Raw genomic sequence first — 26245 nt, forward strand, 5'->3', positions numbered from 1 at the left:
CGACCGATCATTCGACTGGAGACGACTCCTTCGAATTGGATACGCCGGCAATAACCGACGCGGAAGGTGCTTCCTTCCTGTCGCGCCTTGCCAGATAGCGGTGACGAACGGCGGCATTGGCTGGCTCCGAAACATGGCGCGACACCAACGATGACACCAGCGCCGTCAATCCGAGAAACAACAGCAACCAAGGCAATCTGGCGCCATAACTCAGCTGCTCCTTGGTCAGGACATTCCGCATCAAGCCCAACACCACGATATGGAACAGATAGATTTCATAACTGTACCGTCCCAGCCAGCGCACCGCGCGACTGCCTCGTCCTGTGGTCCAACCTGAAGTACGATCGTTTGCCGCACCGAGTAAAAACACCGCGCTGGCAAAAGCGATTAACGAGAAGCCGAATATCTCATGTCCTTCTATGCCACGCAGGTAGACCGCGACAAGCGCCATACCTGCAATCAACCGCAATACACGCCCGTAATTTGAAGTGAACTTCATATGCCGCGCCAGCAATGCAGTCAGGCAACCAAATGCAATGGCATCAAAGCAGGCAAGATAACCGTACATGAAGAAAATTTCGTTGTCGGTGTGCTGACTCCGGTAAATCGGGCCAATGACTATGGCTGCGATACAGACGCCGACAATCAGCCAGGTGCGTCGTAACAGCATGCATACCAGCGGCAGGGCAAGATAGAACACTTCCTCGACCGACAGCGACCAGTAAATGTTGAGGCAATAGTTGAAATAACCGGCCGATTGCATGAGCACGTTGTGCCAGAACGTCAGCACCGATCCCGCGGCAATCAAAAAATACGAAGCCGGCAGATCATGATTGCCGTCGGTATTATTAAAGAATGGAATATCCAGGCTTCCCAGGATGACAATGATGGCAAGCGCCAGTAACAGGCACGGCATGATGCGTGCAAATCGGAATAAATAGAACGTGCGCGCATCGATATCTTTCAAAGCGCCCCATCGTGCCAGCGAATTGGACGTAATCAAGAATCCCGAAATGACGAAGAAGATAGTGACGCCGAAGTTGCCGTTGTACGCCGCCTTCAATAACGCCGAAGGCAATAACGTATCAAGCGGGCTGTTCTTCAAGCCGTAAGCCAACGTAAAGTGCAAAATCAACACACAGGAAATTGCGATGCCTCGGAGAAAATCGACCCTGTCATTTCTGGTGTGTTGGTTTAGCGACATATCCATTCTCTATCAAATCAAAACCAGTTTTAGCTACTGCGTCAAGTCGCCATGGGGCTACTGGTGCCCGGCTATCGGCATGTCAAGTTGTTCCAGCGATACGCGCTTGTTTTCGTCCGATTGCCACACGACGTTGCCATCCACGGCATATAGCCAGCATGGCGCCTTGGCCTGCGAGTGGCACTCAGAGAGCGCCTTGCGCATAGCCATTGGATCATTGCTTAACCAGCTCCAGCCGCCATTTGAACTAACGGCAAATGCCTTGGGTGGCAGTGCCGACAAATAGACCATATATCTTGCGCGCGCTCGTGGTCCGACAAACGGAATAGCATCGGGATCGTGGATATCTGCAAACGACGACGGTGCAGGAACAAAGTCCGATTGCGGTGTAGAGCCTGATGAACCAGAGGTGCTTACGCCCTTTTGAGAAGCTGGAGATGTTCCGGGATTCCCCGCCGAAAATATCTCACTTAATCTGTCAAGAATCACATTCTCCCAATTGGTGGCGAACACTGTCGTTGCCAACGCCCTCTTCGACACTACCTCCACTTTCGTCTTGTCGCCGGCCCCGGCTGGCTCAATAAACATGGCAACGTTTTCACCGTAGCTGAATGCAGAAATTCCCCGTTGCGCAAGAGCGTAACCATCATTTCTGTTGTCCCCCACGTAATCAAGACCAACCTCTTTGACCGCTCTTGGCAGGACTGCCCAAACCGCGCCCTGCTTCACGTCGTACACCCGCGCAGCGCCAGTCCCTTTTGCAGACCTGGCGTCTGACAAAGTGGTACATCCCGTCACAGCCAGTGTTCCCAGAATGACAAACAGCAGTGCAATTTTCCTCAAAATTACTCCCCTTTTTTATGAAATTACGTCAAGTCGGGGGAATTCTAATGCCTGGCGGCAAATCTCGGGATAAAAGAAGAAGGTGGGCGTGATTATTGACCTTGCCCCAAATCAGGTAGTTCAAGATAACAATTAAATTAATGCCAAATGACAGGTAGCTAAATTGACCAGAAAACCTACAATGGAAATTGCCTTTATGGCAGCTGATCAAAATCTTTGGTGGAGATGTTACTAAAATTTCTAAGGAGAAATCATGCGGATGCTATTGAATGTCAAACTTCCTAACGCCGAGTTCAACGCTGCTGTCAGGGACGGCTCTGTCGGCAAGAAAATGGCTGAGATCATGGAGGAGATAAAACCGGTGGCGGCTTACTTCACCGAACAGGACGGACAGCGATCAGGCCTCTTGATCGTCGACATCGATGACCCGGCGAAAATTCCTATGCTTGCCGAACCATGGTTTCTGACCTTTAATGCCAACGTGGAATTAAGAATAGTCATGACGCCGGAGGATTTACAAAGAGCCGGGCTTGAAGAACTGGGCAAGAAATGGTCGACGTAGCGTTTGGAGGCAACCTTGATGCTGAATAGCGAATCGCGGAACAAAAGAAAAGGCCCACATAAATGTGGGCCTTTTCTTTTGAATATTGGTGCTGGCTGCAGGACTTGAACCCGCCCCCCCCTGGCTAGTGCTGCAACTTAGCACGAAACAGAATATCTCTAAGAATGTGGTCATCGTCGAAGGCGATTTTTAACGCATAGCCTAGCACCGTCAAATTCATTTTTGTTCCGAACGTTGCAAAATGAGCGGCGTCGGAATCGAACGTGAATTCGTCCGCTAATTGATGAAATTGTTCCTTAACGATTGCTTGCGCAACTGAGTTCCAGTCGCGACCGTTACCGATCCAACCTTCCTTCGCTCGTTCCTTAAATATGGGCGCTTTAGCTTCAAAATCAGGGGCGAACAAGACTAACGCCGTGCAATTACCATCCATAAGTATGAATGGCAAAAACGTTGTAATGTCAGCGGACTCTTTTTCTTTTTGTTGTAGACAAACTCTTGCTGACTCTTGAGCCAGATTGGCTATCGGGTCGATCTTCATTGAATACCTCCACTGGGCGCAGCTATCCGGCTCGTCCCTTACTCAACTTCAACACCACGGATCAAGCATTGATTCGTGATGCTTTGTTACGCCATATTGTCATTGACTTGTAGGTATTGAACTCCTGGGCGTATAACCAATGTTTTACTTCGCCAACTTAATGAATGGCAACCAGTGAAGCGGCATATTCCAAAGGCTTTTTGTATTCCGGCAGGCTGTAATGCGCGTCATTGCCCATTTTTGTTAGTCGGCTTTTGAATGCCAAGAGATTCGCCGTCGCATCGGATCGCTGACGAAGGAGGAAATAGCATGCTTCGCTAATGACAGATTTAATGGGTGAGTCAACATTTTGTCCGTACAGGGCAAGGACTGCCAGTGCTTGAACTTTATTGACGTATTCGCTAATCATTTCTTCTTCGATATGCGCGTCCATAGCGAACTCCCAAAGCCGAAACAATAGATAAAATGACATTAATTCATCTTAGTAATCAGAATGAAATTTGTCCATGGTTCTGATCGGCTCTAGCAAAATTTATAAATACCATCCGGCAATGCTCGTCAATTCTCTAGCGACATCGCTTGACCCCGCGAGCGTGCATAATGCCGCACCGAAATTGGCAATTCAAAAAAAACGCATTAATTTTTGTAGCGTTATATCCAGGCATTTTTTAGAAGAGCTGCGTCATCGCGTCCGCCTCCCAGTTTGTAATCACTAGTTCGCGGCTGACACCTGGCTGTCCATATGTACTGCCAATACTGCATTTGATATCCAGCACATCATCGTAAAATCGTCGAACACGTAGCGGATGAAGCGCCATTTGTCAGAAATCGTATCGCGAAGATCGGACCTGTAAAAAAAAATGACGTTTTCCCACCGCGTCTGTTATGGCTCCAAAGGTGATCCGGGCGCCGGGGTAGTCTGTGGTAATGAGACTTCCGATGATGGGTATGGATGCCAAGATCAGGGTAAGGACGGTGCAGTGAAGTTAGTCAAGCAGCGCCGGCCTGAAGGCAAAACGGACCGGATGATGCAGAGTTGCATCGACGGAATGTGGAGGATAACAGTATATGACAGCAACAGGCTCTTGGTAGGTTTGGTGGAGTTGAACCGGTCAACGACTACCGGCGCGGGCAGTCAACATTGCCGGAATATACCCAGCTACCAAAATCCCGGCATCCGGGTCGTTTTCGGAGTTTTGTAAGTCCAGAATCAAACGCAAATCGATCCCGAAGCAAACGCGACGTTACACAGGCATGAAATTGCACCTAGAGCCTACTATGAGTCTACTAATCAGAAGGCCCACATTGCTGTGGGCCTTTTAGATATTGGCGCTGGCCGCAGGACTTGAACCCGCCATCCCCTGATTACAAGTCCAGCGACAAAATCAATACTTTCAATAACTTACTGAGTTTTCAGTTCCGCAATTTAGCATCTCCCGTTGTCTGCGAACGCAATGTCGGCGCGGGTTCATATGAAATTGCGAAACCATGAGGTCACCTATTTTTTTATATTTTAGATGCTGCGCGAATCACATCGGCCAGAAACCATCGCAGCATGCCCTCGGAACAGGCATTCGAACTCAAACCTTCAATTGGTTTCGCCCTTGGTAATCATTTCAACGGGGAGTGAATTTGATTTCGTAATCAATCGTACCTTGATGCTTACAAAACTGATGATGGCGCCAATGCCGAGTGCGAGACCTGCCAGGATTAGCGCGACATGCATTCCCGCAAGGAGTTTTTCCGACCCTCCTGCGACCAACGATCCGAATACCCCGACCCCGATGACGCCCCCCGTCTGGCGCGCCGCGTTTAACGCTCCAGAGGTAATACCTGTGCGTTGCCTATCGGCGCTGGCGAGAACGGCGGCCGTCATTGCGGGGACCGTCAGCGCCACACCGATGCCCGCCGCTAGTAGTGGGCCAACGATGACGCTATAGGAGGTTCTGCCGTCGATGCCAGCCAGCGCTAGGTAACCGCAGGCGGCTAGCGCCTGCCCCATCACCATGGGTAGCCGCGGCCCGAACCGCGCGGTCAGCCGACCAGAAATCAAATTGGCGACGGTTACCAGCGCCGTCATCGGCAGAAAAGCTAGTCCAGTCATCAACGGTGAATACCCCTTCGTCGTCTGGAAGAATAGACTAAGCACAAACATCAGCCCGTAGTAGGCGAAGTTGGTGAGGAGTCCAACGACGCAGGAGGCACTCACCACTGACGAGTGAAACAATGAAAGCGGCAGCATAGGATCCGCGCCACGGGCTTCTGCCAATAGGAACAACGCGCCGGCCACCAGGAAACAGGTAAAACCTGACAGGACTAGCGGATGCGTCCAGCCGAGTGCGCCGGCCTCGACGAAGCCGAGGGTGAGCCCACCTAGCGCGAGAATCGCCAACACTTGCCCGGCGAGGTCCAATCCACGGTTGGGTGTCTTTGAACCCGACGGCGCATAGGATAAAGTCAACCAGATGCCTAAGAGCCCAAGTGGCAGGTTGAGGAAGAAGATGCTCGGCCAACCGAAGCGATCCACCATGATGCCGCCAACGACCGGCCCGGCCGCAAGTGCCAAGCCGCCAACGCCAGCCCATATGCTCACGGCTCGCGCACGAGATGCCGGCTCCGGGAAGCTGGCGCTAAGCAACGCCAACGAGGCTGGTACGCAAAGTGCCGCACCCACTCCCTGGACGACGCGGCCGGCAATAAGAGTACTGATGCTGCCCGCCATGCCGCAGGCCAGTGACGCAATGATAAACAACGCAAAGCCTATGACGAAGATTCGTTTGGCACCGAAGCGGTCACCAATGGCACCTGCCGTTAGCAGCAGACTCGCAAAGACCAGCGTGTAAGCGTTAATGATCCATTGCAAACCGGTCACGTCGGTGCTGAGCGATGCTTGGATCCTTTCCAGCGCAACGTTCACGACTGTGACGTCGAGAATGACGAGGACGAAGCCTAGACTGGTGGCTATCAAGGTCAGGCGTGGCGAAGATGATTGATTCGATTTCAGATAAGACATGAGAGGAGAGTCCCGGAGATTGTTTTCTTGTTGAAAAATGGCCGTCACGAAAACCGCTGACTAATTCCAATCTCATTGTATTGCCTTGAAAAATTATATAAACTGACATTTTGTTTGATGACTACCTAGGAAATATTGGTAATGGACATCTTCAAGGCCATGGCTATCTTCATCCGTGTAGTTGATACGGGGAGTCTGACGGCGGCAGCTGCGGAATGCGACCTTTCGCCAACCATGGTTGGCAACCATTTGCAGGCGCTAGAGGATCGTCTCGGTACACGCCTCATCAATCGGACCACACGGCGGCAAAATCTGACCGAATTCGGCAAGGCCTATTACGAACGATGCATTGAGATCCTCGGTCTCGTTGGGGATGCCGATGCCCTCGCACTTGAAACGCAGACCAGTCCCAAAGGGCGGCTTCGTGTTACCGCGTCTGCGACTTTCGGCACGGAACGATTGGTACCTGCGCTCGCCGACTATACGGCGCGTTATCCCAAAGTGGATCTCGACGTGGTCATCACCGACACTGTCGTGGATTTGGCTGAGGACGGATTCGAGGCGGCGATCCGCCTTGGCAACCTTCAGGGTTCCGACCTGATTGCCCGCCCGCTTGCACCGTATAGATTGATGATTTGCGCCGCACCGAGTTATCTGGCGAAGCGCGGCGAACCGCGACGACCGCAGGATCTTGCGCAGCACGATTGTTTAGCCTATACCTATTCCTCGCGGTCCGAGTGGCGATCGGCACAAGCATCCTGGCGCATGAGCGGTCCAGAGGGCGAAATCAGCGTGCCGATTTCGGGCCGGATGCAGGTCGACAGCGCTCAAGGGTTACGCCAGGCTGCGCTCGCTGGCATGGGCATTGTCATGTTGCCTGAGATAATGCTGTCAAAGGATATCGAGGACGGCCATCTCGTCCGCCTACTCCCTGGATACACGCCGCCGATCCGACCGTTGAACCTCATCTACCTACGTGATCACCGTATGTCGCCCAAGCTGCGCAGCTTCGTTGATTTCGTGGTGGAGCGCTTTAGCTTGAAGTCGTGATTTACGGGTAAAAGCAGGGACCGACAAAGAGGAAATTGATGGTATTTCTGCGGCACAGAACCAGCTGAGACATGCAACCGCGACAATGACTGCGCACCATGTTCGACATAGCAGGGGAAGCTAGTCAAACCTACAAAATGATTTTTGCGGAACAAAAAAGAAAAGGCCCACCAAGCGGTGGGCCTTTTAAATATTGGTGCTGGCTGCAGGACTTGAACCCGCCACCCCCTGATTACAAGTCCAGCGCGAAAATCATTAATTTCAATCACTTATTGAATTCTTGGTTCCGCAATCCAATCATTTCAATACCTAGAAAGCCCAATAACAACGCGGGGGCATTTCAAATTGCGGAACAAACGAATGACGCTCAATACAATCAACATCCGCTTTGGGTGCCCTCATGAAATTTCCACAAGGAAACTGAATTATTTGTAAAAACTCCAACTGAGATACTGTCAAAGTTGATAGGTTGCAACTAATTTTCAGCGACCTACACTGACTTGGTCGGACATGGCACTTACTTGAGCGCCAAGGCACTGACTTAACCACTACACCAAAGGAAACTATCATGACGTCAAATTTGTCTCCGATTCATTCCGGCGAATCGCGAGTAATCGCTTCGGAAAACCAGGTGAAAGACGCTTTGGAGGTCAACTGGGCGCAGTACGATGGTGAACGTGTCATCGCCAGCAACGGCGGTGCGATTTATCTGGTCAAAAATGGCCAACTTCAGTGGATTCCCGATCCGACTACGTATAACAATTTATTCGTATCGTGGAACGGCGTCGTCGTTAGTGACTATCTGATAAACAACATTCCTCACGGTCCCACACTGACTACAGGTGCCATATTGGCCAAAGGAAGTTCTGCTACGGTGTATTTGATTACCAATAATCAAAAGCAGGGAATACCAGACATGGCGACGTTCAACAAGTTCTATTTCAACTCGAAGACGATCGTTACTCTTCCGCAGATCGTTATCGATTTCTTGCTCACCGGACCAAACGTCGGCTAATCAACATGCAGAATTGATAGCGGCGCGCGACCTCCGTCCAAAGATCAAGTGTAATCGAATCTAACTACACCGAGGCCAGATGTTCAACGCAGTTGAGAGTCCGCTTTTGCGAAGCTCGACAGGCCGGTTTGGGTTGGAAGCTGTTATTGGGTGCGTATGCGCTTTAGAACTTGTTCCGCAAAAAATGTGATTGCGGAACAAAAAAGAAAAGGCCCACCGAACGGTGGGCCTTTTAAATATTGGTGCTGGCTGCAGGACTTGAACCCGCCACCCCCTGATTACAAGTCTCCAGCATAAGTAATGGAAATCAAGCATTTATTAAGATTTTAGTTCCGCAAATGCGGTGGTATTAATGACCGGTGAGCCACTGTTTGTGCGGTGCGATTTTTATTTGCGGAACCGTTTTCAATGCCCAATATCCGCGAGTTTGGCGACGTCACGCGCCATCCAAATCAGAAACGATCGAAAATATTTTGAACGAACGATTCAGACGCGTCACTGCAACGCCAGATAAAACTCACGGTCGAGGGCTGCTATATCCTTGGCATCCAAATGGTCTGCCTGCACCCATTCAGCACGCAGTCGGTTCAGTAACGATACAAGGCAAGCTTTGGTTTCTTCAATATCTAATCCCCAGCCTAGATTAACTTCGCGCAAGGCAACTGCCACAGATCGATGTAAAGCGCGTAGCGATTCCGGTTCGAGAGGGGCATCGACTTTGTACTTATACAGCGGCATCAGATTACGGATGTCATGCCCGCTTAACCTTGGGAAGAAAGCGGGTAACAGGCGTGCATACAGTCGTTCTTTACCTCGATACAAAAGGTCAGCATCCAGGTTCATTGATGTCATGCCCTCATGAATGCGGTATGAAGTCAATGCATTCGGCAAATTGGCAAATCGCGCCCCGAGTAGCAGGCAATCGAACCAAAAGCCCAGATCGTCCGTTATATAAAGGTTCGGGTCATACCTGAGCACATTCCTTTGTATGAAATCATGGCGAAACATGACACTGGGATTGGCAAGGTAGGCATCGCCACTGACGAAGCGCGCCTTGATACGCCCATCTTCAAGCGGAAAGTCGCTGTTTCCCTGCTGGAGTCCGAAATGTTGGATCTGACTACCTACAACAGTGATTTGAGGATGCTCGTCAAGAAACCTTGCCTGCTGGAACAAGCGTCTCGGATCCGCAATATCGTCGTGATCGAGACGTGCGACATACTCACCGCTAGCTAAGCTGAAAGCGCGATTGGCATTGACTATGCGACCCTGATTATTTTCATGACGATAAATTTTGACTCGTTTGTCCCCAATATCCCGAATCAAATCAAGGGTGTTATCGGTACTTGCATCATCTAGTATCAACACCTCGAAATCGGCATCTTCTTGCGCGAGAATTGAACTCAACGTCGCCTGAATGTGAAGGCCGGCGTTGAAGGTTGGTATAACTACCGATATTTTTGGCATAGATGGCGCTTCCTGTTTCGTTTCTTGTTTGCATGATAGTTTAAGTTTTATCGCACAATTTACTTTGATAACAAACCGGCTGCTGATTAGCATTCTTATGCGCGAGCGCATTGATGAATATATCACTTAGATTTGCTTGAAAGAAGTCCGCGTCGGGCTTTCTGGATGGCGCTTGCGCCAATGTAGAGCCTGAGAGGCCAGCCAAGGGCGGATCTTGGCGGGCGCGATCAAAAGCAGCGCGGTTGTCATTGGTTGCATATACGCTTTAGAACTTGTTCCGCAAAAAATGGGTTTGCGGAACAAAAAAGAAAAGGCCCACCGTTCGGTGGGCCTTTTAGATATTGGTGCTGGCTGCAGGACTTGAACCCGCCACCCCCTGATTACAAGTCAGGTGCTCTACCAGATGAGCTAAGCCAGCTAAACTGCGAAGTCCGCAATTATACCTATTTAATTCGAGTTAGGGTAGGTCTTCCGCCTTTTTTTGGTGGTTCCGGATCTTTTTCTGGATCCGTATCGGACAAACCCTGTTTTGCATCGGCGGTTGATGATGGTACTGAGGACAAAATCGGTGTAATCGTGGCAGTTTGCTCGGTGTCGGGCTCTTGCTCGGCGGTTACCTCGATATCCGACTCAGCAGCCGGAGCCGATGCTTCGAATGCCATGCCCTGGCCGTTTTCACGCGCATAAATCGCGATGACGTTTTCTACCGGCACGGAAATTTCGCGCGAGACACCGCCAAAACGTGCATTGAAATTAACGAATTCGTTGTCCATTTTCAAACCGCTGGTGGCTTCGAAACTGACGTTCAATACGATTTCGCCATTCTTCACGAATTGCATCGGCACCCGCGTGTGCGCATCTACCCTGGCCGCCAGATACGGGGTGTAGCCATTGTCGGTGCACCATTCATAAATGGCACGCAACAAATACGGTTTGGTAGAGGTTTCTGACATGGGAAGCAATGGTACAAAAGGTACAAAATTTAAGCATGGACCGGCGCGCACCGCCTAAGCCAAGGCGGGAGCACACCGGTTATCTACACGATCTTAACGACGCATGACCTTTTCGGACGGCGTCAGCGCTTCGATGTAAGCCGGGCGCGAGAATATACGCTCAGCATACTTCATCAGCGGCGCAGCCGTCTTCGACAGCTCGATACCGTAGTGATCCAGGCGCCACAGCAATGGCGCGATGGCCACGTCCAGCATCGAGAACTCGTCGCCCAGCATGTATTTGTTCTTGAGGAACAAAGGCGCCAGGGTAGTCAGGCGATCGCGGATTTCATTGCGTGCCTTTTCGTGGCTCTTTTCTGCGGCTTTGGCTTTCTCGTTTTCCAGCGTGTGCACGTGGATGAACAATTCTTTCTCAAAGTTGAACAGCATCAGCCGCGCACGGGCGCGCATCAGCGGATCGGCCGGCATCAGTTGCGGATGCGGGAAACGTTCGTCGATGTATTCGTTGATGATATTGGATTCGTACAGAATCAGGTCGCGCTCGACCAGGATCGGCACTTGACCATAAGGATTCATGGTCGAGATGTCTTCCGGCTTGTTGAACAAGTCGACATCGCGAATTTCAAAGTCCATGCCCTTCTCGAACAGAACGAGGCGGCAGCGTTGTGAAAATGGGCAGGTTGTACCCGAATAGAGAACCATCATTTTTATAGTTCCTTAGAAACAAAAGGGTGAGACCCGATACGGCTCACCCCAAAACGCATACCCGCAAAATCGCGGGTATGAAAATTACTTGACGTCTTTCCAGTATGACGCGTTGAGACGCCATGCCAGAACGAAGAACATGCCGAGGAACAGCAGAACCCAGACGCCGAGGCGCTTGCGGGTATTCTGAGCAGGCTCGCCCATCCATGCAAGATAGGACACCAGGTCGGCAACGGCAACATCGTATTGGACCTTGTTCATCTTGCCCGGCTTGACTTGCTCGAAACCGACAAACTTGTGTTCGGTCTTGCCCTCTTCGTGCGGATCTTTCACGTCTTCGTATTTGGCAGTACGAATCCCTTCAAGTTCCCACAATACGTGCGGCATGCCGACGTTAGGGAAGACCATGTTGTTCCAGCCGCTTGGACGGCTGTCATCTTTGTAGAAAGTACGCAGATAGGTGTACAACCAGTCCGGACCACTACCGGCGCCGGATGCCTTGGCGCGGGCAATCACGGACAGGTCCGGCGGTGTCGCTCCGAACCACTCTTTGCCGTCTTTCGGCGACATGGCGATAGTCATCAGGCCACCCACTTTATCGGTGGTGAACAACAAGTTGTTCTTGATCTGGTCTTCAGTCAGGCCGATATCGCGCAAGCGGTTGTAACGCATGGACGAAGCGGAGTGGCAGTTCAGGCAGTAGTTCACAAACAGCTTGGCGCCGCTTTGCAGCGCCGACAGGTTGTTGCCCTGCTCTGGCGCGGTATCCAGCGGGTAGCCACCCTCTTCGGCAAACGCAAGCGCGGGAAGCAGCACCAGGGTCGCTATCAATCTTTTTAGCAATGTCATGTCTCTTATCCTCAGGCTTTGTGCGGGTGCTTAGTGCGGATGATATACAACACGGTCCGGCACCGGCTTGAATGTACCTGCGGCGCTCCACCATGGCATCAACAGGAAGAAGCCGAAGTAGATAAAGGTGCAGACCTTCGACACGTAGCCGCCGATTGCCGATGGCGGTTGCACGCCAAGGTAGCCGAGCACCACGAAGGTAATCGCAAACAGGATGTAGATATATTTGTGCCAGCTCGGACGATAACGGATCGACTTGACCTTGGAGTGATCCAGCCAAGGCAGACCAGCCAGGATCATGACCGAAACGCCCATCAGCACGACGCCGAAGAACTTGGCGTCGAATACAAACATGGCGCCGATGATGGCCAGGCCGATGACCGTGGCAGCGACCTTGATCATGCCGCTCAGGCTGGACTTGAGCCACAGCAGCGCAACAAAGGCAGCAACACCGGCTTGCAGGTAGACGATGAAGTCCGAAGTAACCGCGCGCAAGATCGAATAGTAAGGCGTGAAATACCAGACCGGAGCGATATGCGGTGGAGTCTTCAGCGAATCGGCCGGGACGAAGTTGTTGTACTCGAGGAAGTAGCCGCCCATTTCAGGACCGAAGAACACCACGGCGCTGAACACGATCAGGAACACGGCAACTGCCATCACGTCATGCACCGAGTAGTAAGGGTGGAACGGTACGCCATCCAGCGGTACGCCTTTGGAATCAAGGTTGTCCTTGATTTCAATGCCGTCAGGATTGTTGGAGCCGACTTCGTGCAAGGCGATGATGTGCGCTACCACCAGGCCGATCAGGACCAGCGGAATCGCGATCACGTGGAACGAGAAGAAGCGGTTCAGGGTTGCATCGGAGACCACGTAGTCGCCGCGAATCCACAGCGACAGATCAGGGCCGATGAAAGGAATCGCACCGAACAGGTTGACGATAACCTGCGCGCCCCAATACGACATCTGGCCCCATGGCAGCAGATAGCCCATGAACGCTTCGCCCATCAGGCACAGGAAAATGCCGACGCCGAACAGCCATACCAGTTCACGCGGTTTGCGGTACGAGCCGTACAGCAGGCCGCGCACCATGTGCAGGTAGACCACGATGAAGAAGGCCGAAGCACCGGTCGAGTGCATGTAGCGCACCAGCCAGCCCCAAGGCACATCGCGCATGATGTATTCGACCGAGGCAAACGCCAGGGCAGCATCAGGCTTGTAATGCATGACCAGGAAAATCCCGGTGACAATCTGTATCACCAGCACCAACAGCGCCAGCGAACCGAAGGCGTACCAGAAGTTGAAGTTCTTCGGTGCGTAGTACTCGGACAGGTGGGCTTTCCAGGTGGATGTCAGCGGAAAACGCGCATCAACCCAGTTCAAGGCCTTGTCGGCGATGGGAGCATCGGCCGGCAACTGTTTTTCGTGGAATGCCATGATTAAGCCTCACCTTTCTCGTCTTTACCAATGACGATCTTGGTATCGGACAGGTACATATAGCGTGGCACGTCGAGATTGTTTGGCGCCGGCTTGTTTTTGAAAACACGGCCTGCCAGGTCGAATGTCGAACCGTGGCAAGGACAGAGGAAACCGCCTTGCCAGTCATCCGGCAATGAAGCCTGTGCGCCAGGGGCGAATTTTGACGATGGCGAGCAACCCAGATGCGGGCAGATGCCAACCAGCACCAAGGTTTCTTCGTGGCCTGCGCGGCCGCGATTATTCGCCTTGTTCTTGCAATAGTCAGGCAAGTCCATGGTGTAGGGCTTGAGTGACTCGGGGTCGGCAACTTCAGAGGCGGTATGTTCCAGCCCCTTCATTTGTTCCGGCGTGCGCTTCATGATCCAGACTGGCTTACCGCGCCATTCGAAGACTTGCATTTCGCCCGGCTTGATGCCGGAAATATCCACTTCTACTGGTGCTCCTGCGGCTTTTGCGCGCTCGGACGGCTGGAAGGTGGACACAAAGGCCCCTGCCGTAGCTAAACCAGCCACGCCCCCCGCCGCACATGTAGCCACGAGCAAACCACGTCGACCGGAATCGACCTGCTTTTCGATACTCATACCAACCCCAATCAGTCAAAATACGAAACTTGCACGGAACTTCTAGCAACCCTAGATTATATCGAAGCTAAAGCCTGTTTTAAAGGAAATACATGCAGCGATGCACAAAATCAACTAAATCCGCTGAAACTGCCGCTAAATCTGGCACAATTTCCTTAATACACACGCTCTTGCACTGCAGCAAGTTTCAAAAAAGGCGAAAAATAACAAGATTTGACAAATTTATCCTTTTAATCGACACGTGATCGCAGTATCTTCCCGACTATCAACATTGATTTGGAGAATTAGCGCTATGAGCATGATGGAAGAATTCAAGACCTTTGCACTCAAAGGCAACGTGATGGATTTAGCGGTCGGTGTGATTATCGGCGGCGCATTCGGCAAAATTGTCGATTCTTTGGTGCAGGACATCATCATGCCGGTCGTCGGCAAGATTTTTGGCGGTCTTGATTTTGCCAATTACTACTTCCCCTTGAATGGCCAGGTAGCAGGGCTGACGCTGGCGGAAGCGAAAAAAGCCGGCGCTGTGTTGGCATACGGCAATTTCATCACGATCGCACTGAACTTTGTCATCCTGGCGTTCGTGATTTTCCAGATGGTCCGCATCATCAACAAGCTGCGAAATGCAACTCCACCGCCGCCAGCTGCCGATCCGGAAAATATTGTGCTGCTGCGTGAAATCCGCGACTCGCTGAAGAAATAACAGCAGCCGGCCGTTTCCTCGAAAGCCCGCTCGTCATAGCGGGCTTTTTATTTGAGCAACGCCGATGCAGACGATGCCAGGCTGTTGCAGCGGCAGTTACCATGCGTTAATCTGTGGAATCACCAACTTGGTTCAGTAACAACGTAGTCCCTATCCGCCGGCGGTGCCCGAGGCGCCTAAAAAGGAAGCCGAATTGCCTTCTACAGACTTGCAACCGGAACAACTGAAAATCTGGCTTGCTGCAGTCGTGCGCAAGGACGCTGCCGCCTTCCGCGCGCTCTACGACGCGACCTCACCGAAACTGTTCGGCTTCGCGCTGCGTATACTAGTTAAGCGCGAGTGGTCGGAAGAAGTTCTGCAGGAAAGCTTCGTCAACATCTGGAACAACGCCGACAGCTACCAGGCCAGCCTGGCGGCGCCAATGACCTGGATGACCACCATCGTACGCAACAAGGCATTCGATTTTTTACGGCGCACGGACAGCACCGTCGAGATCGACGCAGACACATTCGACAAGGAAGTCATGAACGCAATGGAAAGCGCCGGCCCGACACCGTTGGAAGCGCTGCAACTGACCGATGATGCAAAGGCGCTGGCGACATGCATGGCCCGCCTGGATGCCATGCATCGGCAGGCCATCGCCCTGTCGTTTTATCACGATCTTTCGCATAGCGAAGTCGCGGCGCAAATGCAGTTGCCGATCGGCACCGTAAAGACCTGGATCCGGCGCGGACTGGAGCGCCTGAAAACCTGCCTTGGCAAACTCGGGAGCGCCTGATGGATATCGAGCGCAATCCCGTTCTGGTGGATAAACTGGCGTCTGAATATGTACTCGGTACGCTGCAGGGCGGCGCGCGCCGTCGCTTTGAAAGCTTGCTGCGCCATCACGTCGAGCTACGCTTGGCCGTCGCCGAATGGCAAGATCGCCTGCACCCGATGGCTGAACTGGCGCCGGTTGCCCAACCGTCTGCCGCGGTCTGGCCCGCCATCGAAGCCAAGCTCGGCTTGCATGGCAAGCCTCAGCGCAAGCAATCGATCTGGTTCGAGTTGCGCGAAGACCTGAGTTTCTGGCGTGGCCTGGGCCTGGTCTCGACCACCGCCGCCATCATATTGACCTCGCTGCTATTGTCCCGGCAAGAACTGCCGGTACCGGCAGCGCCTGCCACCTCCTATATCGCCATGTTGAGCAACGACCAGGCGCAGCCGATCGCAGTCGTTACCGGCGATGCGCCAGGCGGCAAGTTGGTGGTCAAGCTGGTGACGCCGCAGGTGATTGCCGCCGACAAGAGCCTTGAATTGTGGGCGGTGCCGAAAGACGGGCCGCCACGCTCGCTAGGCTTGCTGGCAGCAGATGGCAGCGTCACCCTGGCGTTGCCGGCCAACGCCACGCCGCAAACGATTCCGTTGCTGGCCGTGACACTGGAACCGAAAGGCGGATCGCCGAATCCTGACGGCCCTACCGGTCCTATCGTGTTCAAGGGCGCCTGGGTTCAGATATAACGGCTGGTGCGGATAGAGAGAAGACGATGCGGTAATCGACAATCGCCCATCGCCCATCGCCTTCAGTCATCTGTCATCGCTCGCTATTGCCGATGGTGATAATCCGCATCAGGGAGCGATACAGGAAGAAAGCCGTGCCATGCCAGGCCCGTGCCCGCCAGGACTGATTGGCGAATGCACTGGCCGCCATCGGCGTGCCATCGGCGATCCCACTTTCAATCTGTTGCCGCAAGGCGCGCGAAAAATCGGCATCCCGGATCACCACGTTTGCCTCTTGATTTACAAACAGGCTCAAGCCATCAAAATTACTGGAGCCGACGGTGGCCCAGTCGTCATCGATCACCGCTACTTTTGCATGCAAGGCGGTTTTGCGGTACTCGACAATCTTGACGCCAGCCTTCAGCAGCTTGGGATAATAGGAATGGCTGACTGCATCCTGCAAACGGAATTGGCCGACTCCCAGCAACAAGGTGACGTCGACGCCGCGTCGTGCCGCTGCTTCCAGGCCGCGTCGTAATTTCCGGCTCGGGGCAAAATACGGGCTAGTCAGCAAGGCGCTTTGCCGGGCATGCCCCAGTGCCTGCAAATAAGCGCGCTGGATAGTGCGGCGATTGCGCAGATTGTCGCGCAACACCAGTCCTGCTGCCGCCGGCCCATGCGCCGCGCCGTTGGTGATGACGCGGGTTCGCTTGAATTGCTTGAGGCGCGCCAACAACTTCATCTCGCCCAGACGCATCCATTGCGCCTCCAGCTCATCATGGATCACCTGCACTAGCGAGCCGCTGATACTCACCGCAAAATCCCAGCGCGGCGCGGGCAATGGCGCGCGCTGGTCATCGTCGGAAACCATATCGTCGATGATATTCAAGCCGCCGATAAAACTGATCTGCCGGTCCACCACGCACATCTTGCGATGCATCCGCGCCACGCCACGCCGAAACCAGGGATTGAAGGCGCGGTACATCACGCCGCTGGTCAGGAATTCCTGCTGCAGCGACATGGAACGCCTGCGGCCAGTGCCCAGCCAATCGGCAATCACCCGGACTGCGACACCGCGCCGTGCCGCATTCGTTAGCGCCTGCTGCACCAGCAGCGCTGTTTCATCGGCGGCGAAGATATAGGTTTCCAGGTAGATTTCGACGCGAGCGGCATCGATGGCGGCAATCAGCGCAGGAAAAAAAGCAGCGCCGTTGTGCAACAGCGTGATGTGGTTATCTGCGCTAAAAATTACCGCGCGCATATAACGAATAAAGGGAGAGATAAAGAAAAGAACAAAGGGGGTGACGACATCCGGCCTGTCTTTCTGAGGTCATGGTTGAAGCTGGCATTGCCACGATTATCGCAGCTTGAGCGTCGCCACGATAGGTGCGTGATCCGACAATTTTGCCCATTCCGCGCCATGCAGGACTTCAGCTGATTCTACCGTAAAGCCACGCAAATAAATCCGGTCCAGACGCAACCAGGGAAAAGCCGCCGGAAAAGTACGGGCCGGCTTCAATTTTGGCGTGCGCCCCACCAGTTGCTGCAAATAGGAACCGACGCCTTGTATCAGGCTACCGGTGGCGATCCGCTCATCGAATATTTCGGCGACATCAAGCCGCGCTCTCAGCAATTCACTCAGGCGATTGCCCCAGTCGTTGAAATCGCCGGCAATAATCAGCGGCGCGCCCGGCGGCGATGAGCTACGCACCGCTTCGATCAAGGCGGCAGTCTGACGACGCCTGCCGCCGCCGAACAATCCCAGGTGCACCACATAGCAGTGAATATCCTGGACTTCGGTTTTCAGCACGCAATGCAAAATGCCCCGTGCTTCATAGGCATGATCCGATACATCCTGGTTGCTTTGCGAGCCGATCTCAAAACGACTCAACAAGGCATTGCCATGATGGCCATGATCGTACACGGCGTTCATGCCGTAGGCGGCGTGATGCGAATCACCGGCGAGGAAATCATGCTGGGCCTGATCCGGCCAGTGCGCCGCATGGCGTGCCGCCATCAGATCATGCCGGCCCTGCACCTCCTGCAGGAAAAACACATCGGCTTCCATCTGCGCCAGCGCCTGTTTCAATGCATGCACGCGCGGCCGGCTGCCCAGCGAGGACACGCCTTTATGGATGTTGTAGGTTGCAATGCGCAGTTTCATGGATCTCTTCGGTGATGCAAACTACTTGCAGATCTGGCGCGGCAGCTGCAGGATCGCTTCGGCGTTCGATGGTGAAAAACACGCGTCAGCCGCTGCGCGATACGGTAGCCACTTGTACTGCAAATGTTCGCGCGGCGCGAGGGTAATCGGAATACCGTTCGGCACCAGCAAGCCAAACACATGCTCAGTATTTTTTGTCACTCCAGGCGCATAGCGATGGCGCCAGACCGGATAAATCTCATACACGTTGGCAACACCCCAGTCGTGCAGATTCGACACCGGCACTGCGCCTGCTTCGGCGGCCACCACGATGCCGGTTTCTTCCTGCACTTCACGCATTGCCGTCGCGTCCAGAGCTTCTTCCGGAAAATCCTTGGAGCCGGTTACCGATTGCCAGTAATCCAGCTTATCGGCCCGTTCCATCAACAAGACCTGAAGATCTTCTGTATAAATAACAACCAAAACCGATTCGGGAATTTTATACATGCGCTTCTTTTAATATTGCGTGCAGGGTGAAAAAAACAACTTGCCCACCCTGCTTCATTTCAGAAAACACCACTATAAACCGGTTTTGGCCGGACATAAAAAAAGCGCGGAAATCCGCGCTTTTTTTATGTTGCTTTTACCTGAAAATTAAACCACTTTGGCTTCAGGTGCGCGCAAACGGATATGTAATTCTTTCAATTGCTTTTCGTCCACAGCCGATGGCGCATGCGTCAACAGACATTGCGCGCGCTGGGTTTTCGGGAAGGCGATGACGTCGCGAATCGATTCGGCGCCGCACATCATGGTCACGATACGATCCAGACCGAACGCCAGGCCGCCATGCGGTGGCGCACCGTATTGCAAAGCGTCGAGCAGGAAGCCGAATTTGAGTTGTGCTTCTTCGGCATCGATCTTCAAGGCGCGGAACACCTTGCTCTGCACATCGGCACGGTGGATACGGATCGAACCGCCACCCAGTTCCCAGCCGTTCAAGACCATATCGTAGGCCTTGGCGATAGCCTTGCCCGGATCGGTTTCGATGAAATCTTCGTGGCCGTCTTTCGGCGAAGTGAACGGATGGTGCAAGGCGTTCCAGCGATCGCCGTCTTCATCGTATTCGAACATCGGGAAATCAACCACCCACAATGGGCGCCATGTATCGTCGAACAAACCGACTTTCTTGCCGAAATCGCTGTGGCCGATCTTCACGCGCAACGCGCCGATGGCGTCGTTGACTACCTTGGCCTTGTCGGCGCCGAAGAAAATCAGGTCGCCGTCTTCCGCACCGGTTTGTTCGAGGATCTGCGCCAGCGCTGCGTCGTGCAGGTTCTTGACGATAGGCGATTGCAAACCGTCGCGGCCCTTGGCTTTTTCATTGACCTTGATGTAAGCCAGCCCCTTGGCGCCGTAGATCGCCACGAACTGGGTGTAGGCATCGATCTCGGAACGCGGCATGGCGGCGCCGCCTGGCACGCGCAGGCCAACCACACGACCGTTTTCCATATTCGCCGCACCGGAAAACACCTTGAAATCGACATCTTTCATCACTGCGGTCAGATCGGTGAAGGCAAGCTTCACGCGCATGTCCGGCTTGTCCGAACCGTACAGTGCCATCGCCGTAGCGAAATCCATCACCGGGAACGGGTTAGGCAAGTCGATATCCAGCGCGTTCTTGAACACCAGGCGGATCATGCCTTCGAACATGTCGCGGATTTCCTGTTCCGACATGAAGGAAGTTTCGCAGTCGATCTGGGTGAATTCAGGTTGACGGTCGGCGCGCAGATCTTCGTCGCGGAAGCATTTGACGATCTGGTAGTAACGGTCGAAGTTGGCCACCATCAGCAACTGCTTGAACAATTGCGGCGACTGCGGCAGCGCAAAGAACTGGCCGGCGTTGACGCGCGAAGGCACCAGGTAATCACGGGCGCCTTCCGGGGTCGACTTGGTCAGCATCGGTGTTTCGATATCGATGAAGCCGTTAGCATCGAGGAACTTGCGCACCTCCATCGTCACCTTGTAACGCAGGCGCAGGTTGTTTTGCATTTGCGGACGGCGCAGGTCCAGCACGCGGTGCGTCAGGCGAGTGGTTTCGGACAGGTTTTCGTCGTCCAGCTGGAACGGCGGCGTGACCGACGGGTTCAGCACTTCCAGTTCATGTGCCAGTACTTCGATCTTGCCGGATTTCAGGTTGCTGTTGCCGGTGCCGTCAGGGCGCAAGCGCACCACGCCAGTGATACGCAGGCAAAACTCGTTACGCACTGCTTCCGCGTTCTTGAATACTTCGGCACGGTCCGGATCGCACACCACCTGCACCAGGCCTTCGCGGTCGCGCAGGTCGATGAAAATGACGCCGCCATGATCGCGACGACGGTGCACCCAGCCGCACAGGCTGACGGTTTGGCCGAGAAGTACCTCAGTGGTGAGGCCGCAGTATTGGGTTCGCATGGACATATTCAGTTTTTCGCAGTTCAGATGTTGTAGATATTAATTAGATATAAATGTGGCTCAGGCCGGGCCACTGCCTGGCGGCGAGTCGACGACCAGCTTCCTGTCGGGCTGCTGCTCAGGCGCGACCACACCCATTGAAACAATGTACTTCAAGGCTTCATCCACGCTCATGTCGAGTTCAATGGTGTCTGCGCGCGGCAGCATCAGGAAGAATCCGGAAGTCGGATTCGGCGTAGTCGGCACATACACGCTGACATAATCGCCGGCCAGATGGTTTTTTACGTCACCGCCCGGAATCCCGGTCAGGAAAGCAATCGTCCACGATCCTTCGCGCGGGTATTGCACCAGCAAGGCTTTGCGGAAGGCATTGCCGGACGATGAAAACAAGGTATCCGACACTTGCTTGACGCTGGAATAGATCGAGCTGACTACCGGAATGCGCGTCAGCACCGCTTCCCACACCGACACAATCTGGCGGCCGATGAAATTGCGTGTCGCCAGGCCGGTCAGGAAAATCACCAGCAAGGTCAGGATCGTACCGAGCCCGGGAATATCATGCCCCAGCAGCGCTTTCGGCCGCCATTGTTCCGGCAGCAGCAGCAGCGACTGATCCATCGTGCCAATGATCAGATTCAGCACCCATAGCGTGATAGCCAGGGGGACTAAAACCAGTAGACCGGTGATGAAATATTTACGCATGGCTTTCTTTGTGGGACAACGCGTACCATGTACGCGCGCCTGGTTTTCAACTTGCTGAAATTACTTCGGTGACCCTGAACGACCTTACGTCGCGGCAGCTGGCGTGCTGCTAGCTGCTGCTGATGGCGTTGCTGCCGGCGCCACTGCAGCGGCCGGAGCGGCTGTAGCTGTTGCTGCAGGTGTGCTACCGGCCGCTGCCGGCTCAGCCGCGCTTACCGGCGGCACTGTCGCACCTGCGCCACCACGGAAATCGGTCACGTACCAGCCAGTGCCTTTGAGCTGGAAACCAGCTGCAGTCACTTGCTTCTTGAACTCGGCTTTGCTGCACGTCGGGCAGACCGTCAGCGGCTCATCGGACATCTTTTGCAGTACATCTTTGGCAAAACCACAGGCTTCGCAGCGATACGCATAAATCGGCATGGTGAAACTCCGCAAATATCTTACAAAACCCTGAATTATAAAGGTTTTTTCGAGTATATACGGGCTTAGTGCGGGCTTGTGGCGGTGGCGCCATGAATTGGCGTCACCATTGTCATTTTTATATCAGACAAACAGTGTCGTCGAATTAACGTGCGCGGATCTCAGTCCAGATGCGGTTGATGGCGCGTCGTTGCTTGCTGTTCAAGTCTTTCAGCATCTCCAGCTTGGAGAAACCTGCCTTGTCCGGGAAAATCGCCGGGTTGTTGGCGATTTCAGGCTTGATGTACCTGGCGGCATCGGCGTTCGGATTGCCGGAACCGATCAGATTGCTGAGCTCGGCGGCATTCTTGCCATCCAGCATGAAATTGATGAACTTGAGCGCCAGGTCTGGCCGCGGCGCCGCTTTGTGGATCACCATGCTATCCAGCGCCAGTACCGCGCCCTCTTTCGGCATGGCGTGGCGGATATGGAATTTGCGGCCGGCTTTCTGGGCATCGACATCGGCCTGGAAGATATCATTCGAATAACCGTGCGCCAGCCAGATATTGCCGACCGTTAATTCCTTGATATAACTGCTGCCGTTGAACGCCGCCCAGTAGGGTTTAGCCTTGAGGATCACATCCTTGGCTTGCTGCCAGTGCGCCTCGTCGGTATCGTTGGCGGAATAGCCCAGGTATTTGAGGGCCGCCGCCATCAGTTCATTGGCGGAATCCAGCACGGTTACCTTGCCTTTGATCTTGACCAGGATCTTGGGATCGAAAATCGCCGCCCAGCTATCGACCGGAATTCCCAGTTCCTTCATCTTTTGATCGTTGTAACCCATCAGCGTCACGGTGTAAGCATAAGGTACGGAATACTTGTTACCCTTGTCGAAATCGGTGTTCAGGTAAGCCGGATTGACGTTTTTCAGGTTCGGCAACTGGCTTTTGTCGAGCGGCAGCAGGGCTTGTTGCTTGATCAATGCATCCAGCGCATTGCCGGTCGGCACGATGATGTCGTAACCCTTGGCGCCGGCGGCCAGTTTGGCCAGCATTTCTTCGTTATCACCATAATATGTCTGCACCACCTTGCATTTGCAGAAGGCTTCGAAACGCTGCACGGTTTCCGGCGCAATGTAATTATTCCAGTTATACAAGCGTAATTCATCGGCAGCCTGGGCCGAGATGCTGGCAAACAAGAGAGTCGCGACGGTGAGCAGTTTTTTCATGGCAATCCTGATAGGCGGACGAAATTACGAGGAACGGATGGCGTTTGGCGCCAGCTTGGAAGCGATGATTATAAGCAGCAGGGTCAGACCCATCAATAAGGTAGAGACTGCATTTACTTCCGGCGTGACGGCAATCTTGATCATGGAATAGATCTGCAGCGGCAAAGTCGAGGCGTTGGCGCCGGCGGTAAAGAAGGTAATCACGAAATCGTCGATCGATAAGGTGAACGCCATCAGAGCCCCCGCTACCACGCCCGGCATGATCAGCGGCAGCGTGACCAGGCGGAACGCCTGCATCGGCGTCGCGCCGCAATCGCGCGCCGCTTCGGTCAGGCTTTCATCCATGCCAGACAGGCGCGAGCGCACCACAATCGCCACAAAACCTATGCAGAACGCGATATGTGCCAGGGCGATCGAGACCAGTCCCAAGGTGATATTGAGCATCACAAAGAAAATCAGCAGCGACACGCCGACCAGGATTTCCGGGATCGCAATCGGTGTCAGCACCAGCAAAGGCAGCAATTTCAGCTTGTAGCGATGCATGGCAAAACCAGCCATGGTGCCCAGCAATGTAGACGCGGCGCTGGCGACCAGCGCGATCATCAAGGAATTACCGGCGGCTTTCAGCATCTCGTCGTTATGAAACAGCTTGCGATACCAATCCAGCGTGAAGCCGACCCACTCGGCATTGAGTTGCGAGTCGTTGAAGGAGTACACCACGACGATGATCAACGGCACGTACAGGAAAGCGTACACGGCCAGCGCTACCAGCCACAAACCCAGCGGACGTCGGATTACTTTAGTCATGCGGTTCTCCTCGGTTTGGCTACCAGCACCGCAATGCCGGCGGCGACCAGGGCCGCCACCGTGAGGACGATGGACAACACGCTGCCGAACGGCCAGTCGCGGGTTTCGAGGAATTGCTGTTTGATTACGTTACCTATCATGTCGCTACCGGTACCACCCAGGATGTCAGACACCGCAAAAATCCCCAGCGCCGGGATGAAGACCAGTGCCGCACCGGCGTAGACGCCGGGTAAGGATAGCGGGAAAGTGATGCGCCAGAAACGCTGCCAGGCCGAAGCTCCCAGATCCTGTGCCGCGTCGACCAGGGCCGGATCGTGCTTTTCCAGATTGGCGTACAGCGGCAAGACCATGAACGGCAGGTGCACATAGACCAGGCCGACGATCACCGAGAACGCCGTAAACAAGAGGCGCACCGGCTCGATCCCGGCTAGTCCCAACACATAGTTGACGGCCTGGGTCAGGCCGGATTGCGGGCCGAGGATAATCATCCAGGCATAGACGCGGATCAGGAAGTTGCTCCAGAACGGCAGGATCACCAGCAGGATCAGCAAGTCGCGGTATTTCTTGGGACTGCGCGCAATCAGCAATGCCAGCGGATAAGCCATCAGCAGGCAGCAGAAAGTGGTGATCACTGCGTACATCAGCGACTTCAGGAAGATCGCCGTGTAGATGAAATCGGAAGTAAAGCGTTGAAAATTCTCCAGCGTCAGGTTCAGCTTGCCGGCCTCGTCGAAGACCGGCGCCAGGCCGCCGTAGTCGCCGGCATAACGGATCGACGCGAACACCATGATCAGGCTGGGGATGGCAAAGAACAGCAGCAGATAGAACAGCGGCGGGCCGCTGATCAGCCAGCGCGCCATGCGACTGCGTTTCGCTGCGGCGTCAGACAGCTTCTTCGCTGCCTCGTTGGCAACCTTACTCATACAGGAAATGCCCCGCATCGAATTGCCAGGCGATATCCACCGTATCGCCGACTTCAAAGAATTTGGCGCGGCCGGCCGCCGAGTTCGCCAGCAAGGCCTCGATCGTGGTGCCGCCCTCGGTCTGTACGATGTAGACGGTGACGTCGCCCAGATACAACAACTCTTTGACGAAACCCTTGAAGTGGTTTTCGGCGGTGTCGGTGCCGATCTCGGCGCTGATGTGGATTTTTTCCGGTCGCAAAGCCAAGGTGCCTTTACGGCCGACCGCGGCCTCTGGCGGAACCGCGCTCTTGACCAGGCCGAGGCCGGGTACGTCAAGCTTCATGGAAGCGCCGTCGACACTGGCAATCGCGCCGTCCAGCAAATTACAGGTGCCGATGAAGTCGGCCACAAAACGGGTGCGCGGATAACTATAGATGCGTGAAGGCTCGTCCAGCTGCTCGACATTGCCGCGGTTCATGACCGCGATCCGGTGCGACAGCGCCAGCGCTTCGCCTTGATCGTGGGTGACATAGACGAAAGTGATGTCGACTTCTTTTTGCAAATTGATCAACTCGATCTGCATCTGCTCGCGTAATTTGGCGTCCAGCGCTGACAATGGCTCATCCAGCAACAGCAGCTTGGGGCGCGACACCAGCGCCCGGGCGACCGCAACCCGCTGCCGTTGCCCGCCTGACAATTCATGCGGGAAACGCGCGGCGAAACCGGTCAGGCGCACGTCTTCCAGCGCCTCTTCGACGCGGGTGCGGATCTGGTCGGCCGGCACTTTGGCCATTTTCAGGGGAAATGCGATATTGGCCGAGACCGTCATGTGCGGAAACAGCGCATAGTTCTGGAATACGGTACACACCGGCCGATGCTCCGGCGGACTGCCCACCAGGTCGACGCCATCCAGCAGGATCTGGCCGGAATCCGGCAGGTCGAAACCGGCAATCATGCGTAGCAAAGTGGTTTTACCGCAGCCCGAAGGGCCTAGCAAAGTAAAGAATTCGCCGGCTTCAATCGACAGGCTGATATTGTCGACTGCGGCAAAGTCGCCAAAACGACGACTGACATTACGGATTTCGAGCAGCGCCATATGTCTTCAGGTCCAGAGGGCAAAAAACCGCTAATTGTAGCAAGGTGACTGCAATTTATGTGAAAAAAGCCAG

At 54.1% G+C, this 26245-nt stretch carries 28 protein-coding genes and 1 tRNA gene; 7 read left to right on the top strand and 22 right to left on the bottom strand.

Annotation, left to right across the window (positions count from 1 at the left end; translation table 11 throughout):
* Positions 1-7: 7 nt before the first annotated feature.
* Positions 8-1204, bottom strand: coding sequence for an acyltransferase family protein (locus BM205_RS22285; RefSeq protein WP_092417093.1), 1197 nt, complete (start codon positions 1202-1204; stop codon positions 8-10).
* Between the two features lie 57 nt (positions 1205-1261).
* The gene (locus BM205_RS22290) at positions 1262-2047 is read right to left on the bottom strand and encodes a hypothetical protein (protein WP_092417060.1); all 786 of its coding nucleotides are present in this window, start codon (positions 2045-2047) and stop codon (positions 1262-1264) included.
* 253 nt (positions 2048-2300) lie between these two features.
* On the opposite strand from BM205_RS22290, the gene BM205_RS22295 reads away from it, so the two are divergent.
* The gene (locus tag BM205_RS22295; RefSeq protein WP_092417061.1) at positions 2301-2609 is read left to right on the top strand and encodes a panthothenate synthetase; all 309 of its coding nucleotides are present in this window, start codon (positions 2301-2303) and stop codon (positions 2607-2609) included.
* Between the two features lie 124 nt (positions 2610-2733).
* Here the strand turns inward: BM205_RS22295 and BM205_RS22300 are convergent, their stop codons facing one another.
* From BM205_RS22300 to BM205_RS22310, 3 genes are all read right to left on the bottom strand, one after another.
* Positions 2734-3150 (bottom strand): Imm51 family immunity protein, encoded by a 417-nt coding sequence (locus BM205_RS22300; RefSeq protein ID WP_092417062.1) that lies wholly within the window; start codon positions 3148-3150, stop codon positions 2734-2736.
* 157 nt (positions 3151-3307) lie between these two features.
* Entirely contained in the window at positions 3308-3583 is a 276-nt protein-coding gene (locus tag BM205_RS22305) for a hypothetical protein (protein WP_092417063.1), read from the bottom strand.
* Positions 3584-4738: 1155 nt separating this feature from the next.
* Entirely contained in the window at positions 4739-6163 is a 1425-nt protein-coding gene (locus BM205_RS22310; RefSeq protein WP_254784013.1) for an MFS transporter, read from the bottom strand.
* Between the two features lie 141 nt (positions 6164-6304).
* Here BM205_RS22310 and BM205_RS22315 point away from each other — a divergent pair, with 141 nt between their 5' ends.
* The 3 genes from BM205_RS22315 to BM205_RS22320 all read left to right on the top strand — a co-directional run bounded on the left by BM205_RS22315 (position 6305) and on the right by BM205_RS22320 (position 8228).
* Positions 6305-7213 carry a LysR family transcriptional regulator gene (locus BM205_RS22315; protein ID WP_092417065.1) on the top strand — a complete coding sequence of 303 codons (909 nt, stop codon included), beginning with the start codon at positions 6305-6307 and terminating at the stop codon, positions 7211-7213.
* Positions 7214-7311: 98 nt separating this feature from the next.
* Positions 7312-7617: a hypothetical protein gene (locus BM205_RS24150; protein WP_139227365.1), complete on the top strand. Its 306-nt coding sequence runs from the start codon at positions 7312-7314 to the stop codon at positions 7615-7617.
* A 164-nt stretch (positions 7618-7781) separates the two neighbouring features.
* Positions 7782-8228 carry a hypothetical protein gene (locus BM205_RS22320; protein ID WP_092417066.1) on the top strand — a complete coding sequence of 149 codons (447 nt, stop codon included), beginning with the start codon at positions 7782-7784 and terminating at the stop codon, positions 8226-8228.
* Between the two features lie 495 nt (positions 8229-8723).
* Here BM205_RS22320 and BM205_RS22325 read toward each other — a convergent pair whose 3' ends face one another.
* The 7 genes from BM205_RS22325 to petA form a co-directional block, all read right to left on the bottom strand.
* Complete coding sequence (locus BM205_RS22325; protein ID WP_175511358.1) at positions 8724-9695, bottom strand: glycosyltransferase family 2 protein; 972 nt, start codon at positions 9693-9695, stop codon at positions 8724-8726.
* 342 nt (positions 9696-10037) lie between these two features.
* A tRNA-Thr gene (locus BM205_RS22330) sits at positions 10038-10113 on the bottom strand.
* A 25-nt stretch (positions 10114-10138) separates the two neighbouring features.
* On the bottom strand, positions 10139-10648 hold the full coding sequence (locus BM205_RS22335) for a ClpXP protease specificity-enhancing factor (RefSeq protein ID WP_092417068.1): 510 nt from the start codon (positions 10646-10648) through the stop codon (positions 10139-10141).
* 93 nt (positions 10649-10741) lie between these two features.
* Positions 10742-11353, bottom strand: coding sequence for a glutathione S-transferase N-terminal domain-containing protein (locus BM205_RS22340; protein ID WP_092417069.1), 612 nt, complete (start codon positions 11351-11353; stop codon positions 10742-10744).
* Between the two features lie 84 nt (positions 11354-11437).
* Positions 11438-12202 (bottom strand): cytochrome c1, encoded by a 765-nt coding sequence (locus tag BM205_RS22345; protein WP_092417070.1) that lies wholly within the window; start codon positions 12200-12202, stop codon positions 11438-11440.
* Positions 12203-12232: 30 nt separating this feature from the next.
* A complete protein-coding gene (locus BM205_RS22350; RefSeq protein WP_175511360.1) occupies positions 12233-13639 on the bottom strand; it encodes a cytochrome b in 1407 nt (468 codons plus the stop codon).
* Positions 13639-14259, bottom strand: a complete 621-nt coding sequence (gene petA / locus BM205_RS22355; RefSeq protein ID WP_092417072.1) for a ubiquinol-cytochrome c reductase iron-sulfur subunit — start codon at positions 14257-14259, stop codon at positions 13639-13641. Before petA ends, BM205_RS22350 begins: the two co-directional genes overlap by 1 nt.
* Positions 14260-14551: 292 nt before the next feature.
* Between petA and mscL the strand changes: the two genes are divergently transcribed.
* From mscL to BM205_RS22370, 3 genes are all read left to right on the top strand, one after another.
* Entirely contained in the window at positions 14552-14962 is a 411-nt protein-coding gene (gene mscL, locus BM205_RS22360; RefSeq protein ID WP_092417073.1) for a large conductance mechanosensitive channel protein MscL, read from the top strand.
* 193 nt (positions 14963-15155) lie between these two features.
* Positions 15156-15740 carry an RNA polymerase sigma factor gene (locus BM205_RS22365; protein ID WP_092417094.1) on the top strand — a complete coding sequence of 195 codons (585 nt, stop codon included), beginning with the start codon at positions 15156-15158 and terminating at the stop codon, positions 15738-15740.
* Positions 15740-16462, top strand: a complete 723-nt coding sequence (locus BM205_RS22370) for an anti-sigma factor (RefSeq protein ID WP_092417074.1) — start codon at positions 15740-15742, stop codon at positions 16460-16462. The genes BM205_RS22365 and BM205_RS22370 overlap by 1 nt, the downstream gene beginning before the upstream one ends.
* Positions 16463-16535: 73 nt before the next feature.
* On the opposite strand, the gene BM205_RS22375 is transcribed toward BM205_RS22370, so the two are convergent.
* From BM205_RS22375 to BM205_RS22420, 10 genes are all read right to left on the bottom strand, one after another.
* Positions 16536-17702: a phospholipase D-like domain-containing protein gene (locus tag BM205_RS22375; protein WP_092417075.1), complete on the bottom strand. Its 1167-nt coding sequence runs from the start codon at positions 17700-17702 to the stop codon at positions 16536-16538.
* 96 nt (positions 17703-17798) lie between these two features.
* Complete coding sequence (locus tag BM205_RS22380; protein WP_092417076.1) at positions 17799-18605, bottom strand: endonuclease/exonuclease/phosphatase family protein; 807 nt, start codon at positions 18603-18605, stop codon at positions 17799-17801.
* Between the two features lie 21 nt (positions 18606-18626).
* The gene (gene nudB, locus BM205_RS22385) at positions 18627-19091 is read right to left on the bottom strand and encodes a dihydroneopterin triphosphate diphosphatase (RefSeq protein ID WP_092417077.1); all 465 of its coding nucleotides are present in this window, start codon (positions 19089-19091) and stop codon (positions 18627-18629) included.
* A 147-nt stretch (positions 19092-19238) separates the two neighbouring features.
* Entirely contained in the window at positions 19239-21041 is a 1803-nt protein-coding gene (aspS, locus tag BM205_RS22390; RefSeq protein ID WP_092417078.1) for an aspartate--tRNA ligase, read from the bottom strand.
* A gap of 54 nt (positions 21042-21095) precedes the next feature.
* The gene (locus BM205_RS22395; RefSeq protein ID WP_092417079.1) at positions 21096-21737 is read right to left on the bottom strand and encodes a DUF502 domain-containing protein; all 642 of its coding nucleotides are present in this window, start codon (positions 21735-21737) and stop codon (positions 21096-21098) included.
* Positions 21738-21821: 84 nt separating this feature from the next.
* Positions 21822-22157, bottom strand: a complete 336-nt coding sequence (locus tag BM205_RS22400) for an FmdB family zinc ribbon protein (protein WP_092417080.1) — start codon at positions 22155-22157, stop codon at positions 21822-21824.
* A 145-nt stretch (positions 22158-22302) separates the two neighbouring features.
* Positions 22303-23364, bottom strand: a complete 1062-nt coding sequence (locus BM205_RS22405) for an ABC transporter substrate-binding protein (RefSeq protein WP_092417081.1) — start codon at positions 23362-23364, stop codon at positions 22303-22305.
* A gap of 24 nt (positions 23365-23388) precedes the next feature.
* Positions 23389-24171: an ABC transporter permease gene (locus BM205_RS22410; RefSeq protein ID WP_092417082.1), complete on the bottom strand. Its 783-nt coding sequence runs from the start codon at positions 24169-24171 to the stop codon at positions 23389-23391.
* A complete protein-coding gene (locus BM205_RS22415; RefSeq protein ID WP_092417083.1) occupies positions 24168-25094 on the bottom strand; it encodes an ABC transporter permease in 927 nt (308 codons plus the stop codon). The genes BM205_RS22410 and BM205_RS22415 overlap by 4 nt, the downstream gene beginning before the upstream one ends.
* Positions 25087-26172: an ABC transporter ATP-binding protein gene (locus BM205_RS22420; protein ID WP_092417084.1), complete on the bottom strand. Its 1086-nt coding sequence runs from the start codon at positions 26170-26172 to the stop codon at positions 25087-25089. The genes BM205_RS22415 and BM205_RS22420 overlap by 8 nt, the downstream gene beginning before the upstream one ends.
* Between the last annotated feature and the right edge of the window lie 73 nt (positions 26173-26245).

Origin of the sequence: Collimonas sp. OK307 (genome assembly GCF_900113705.1) — a bacterium.
Classification (GTDB): Bacteria; Pseudomonadota; Gammaproteobacteria; order Burkholderiales; family Burkholderiaceae_D; genus Collimonas.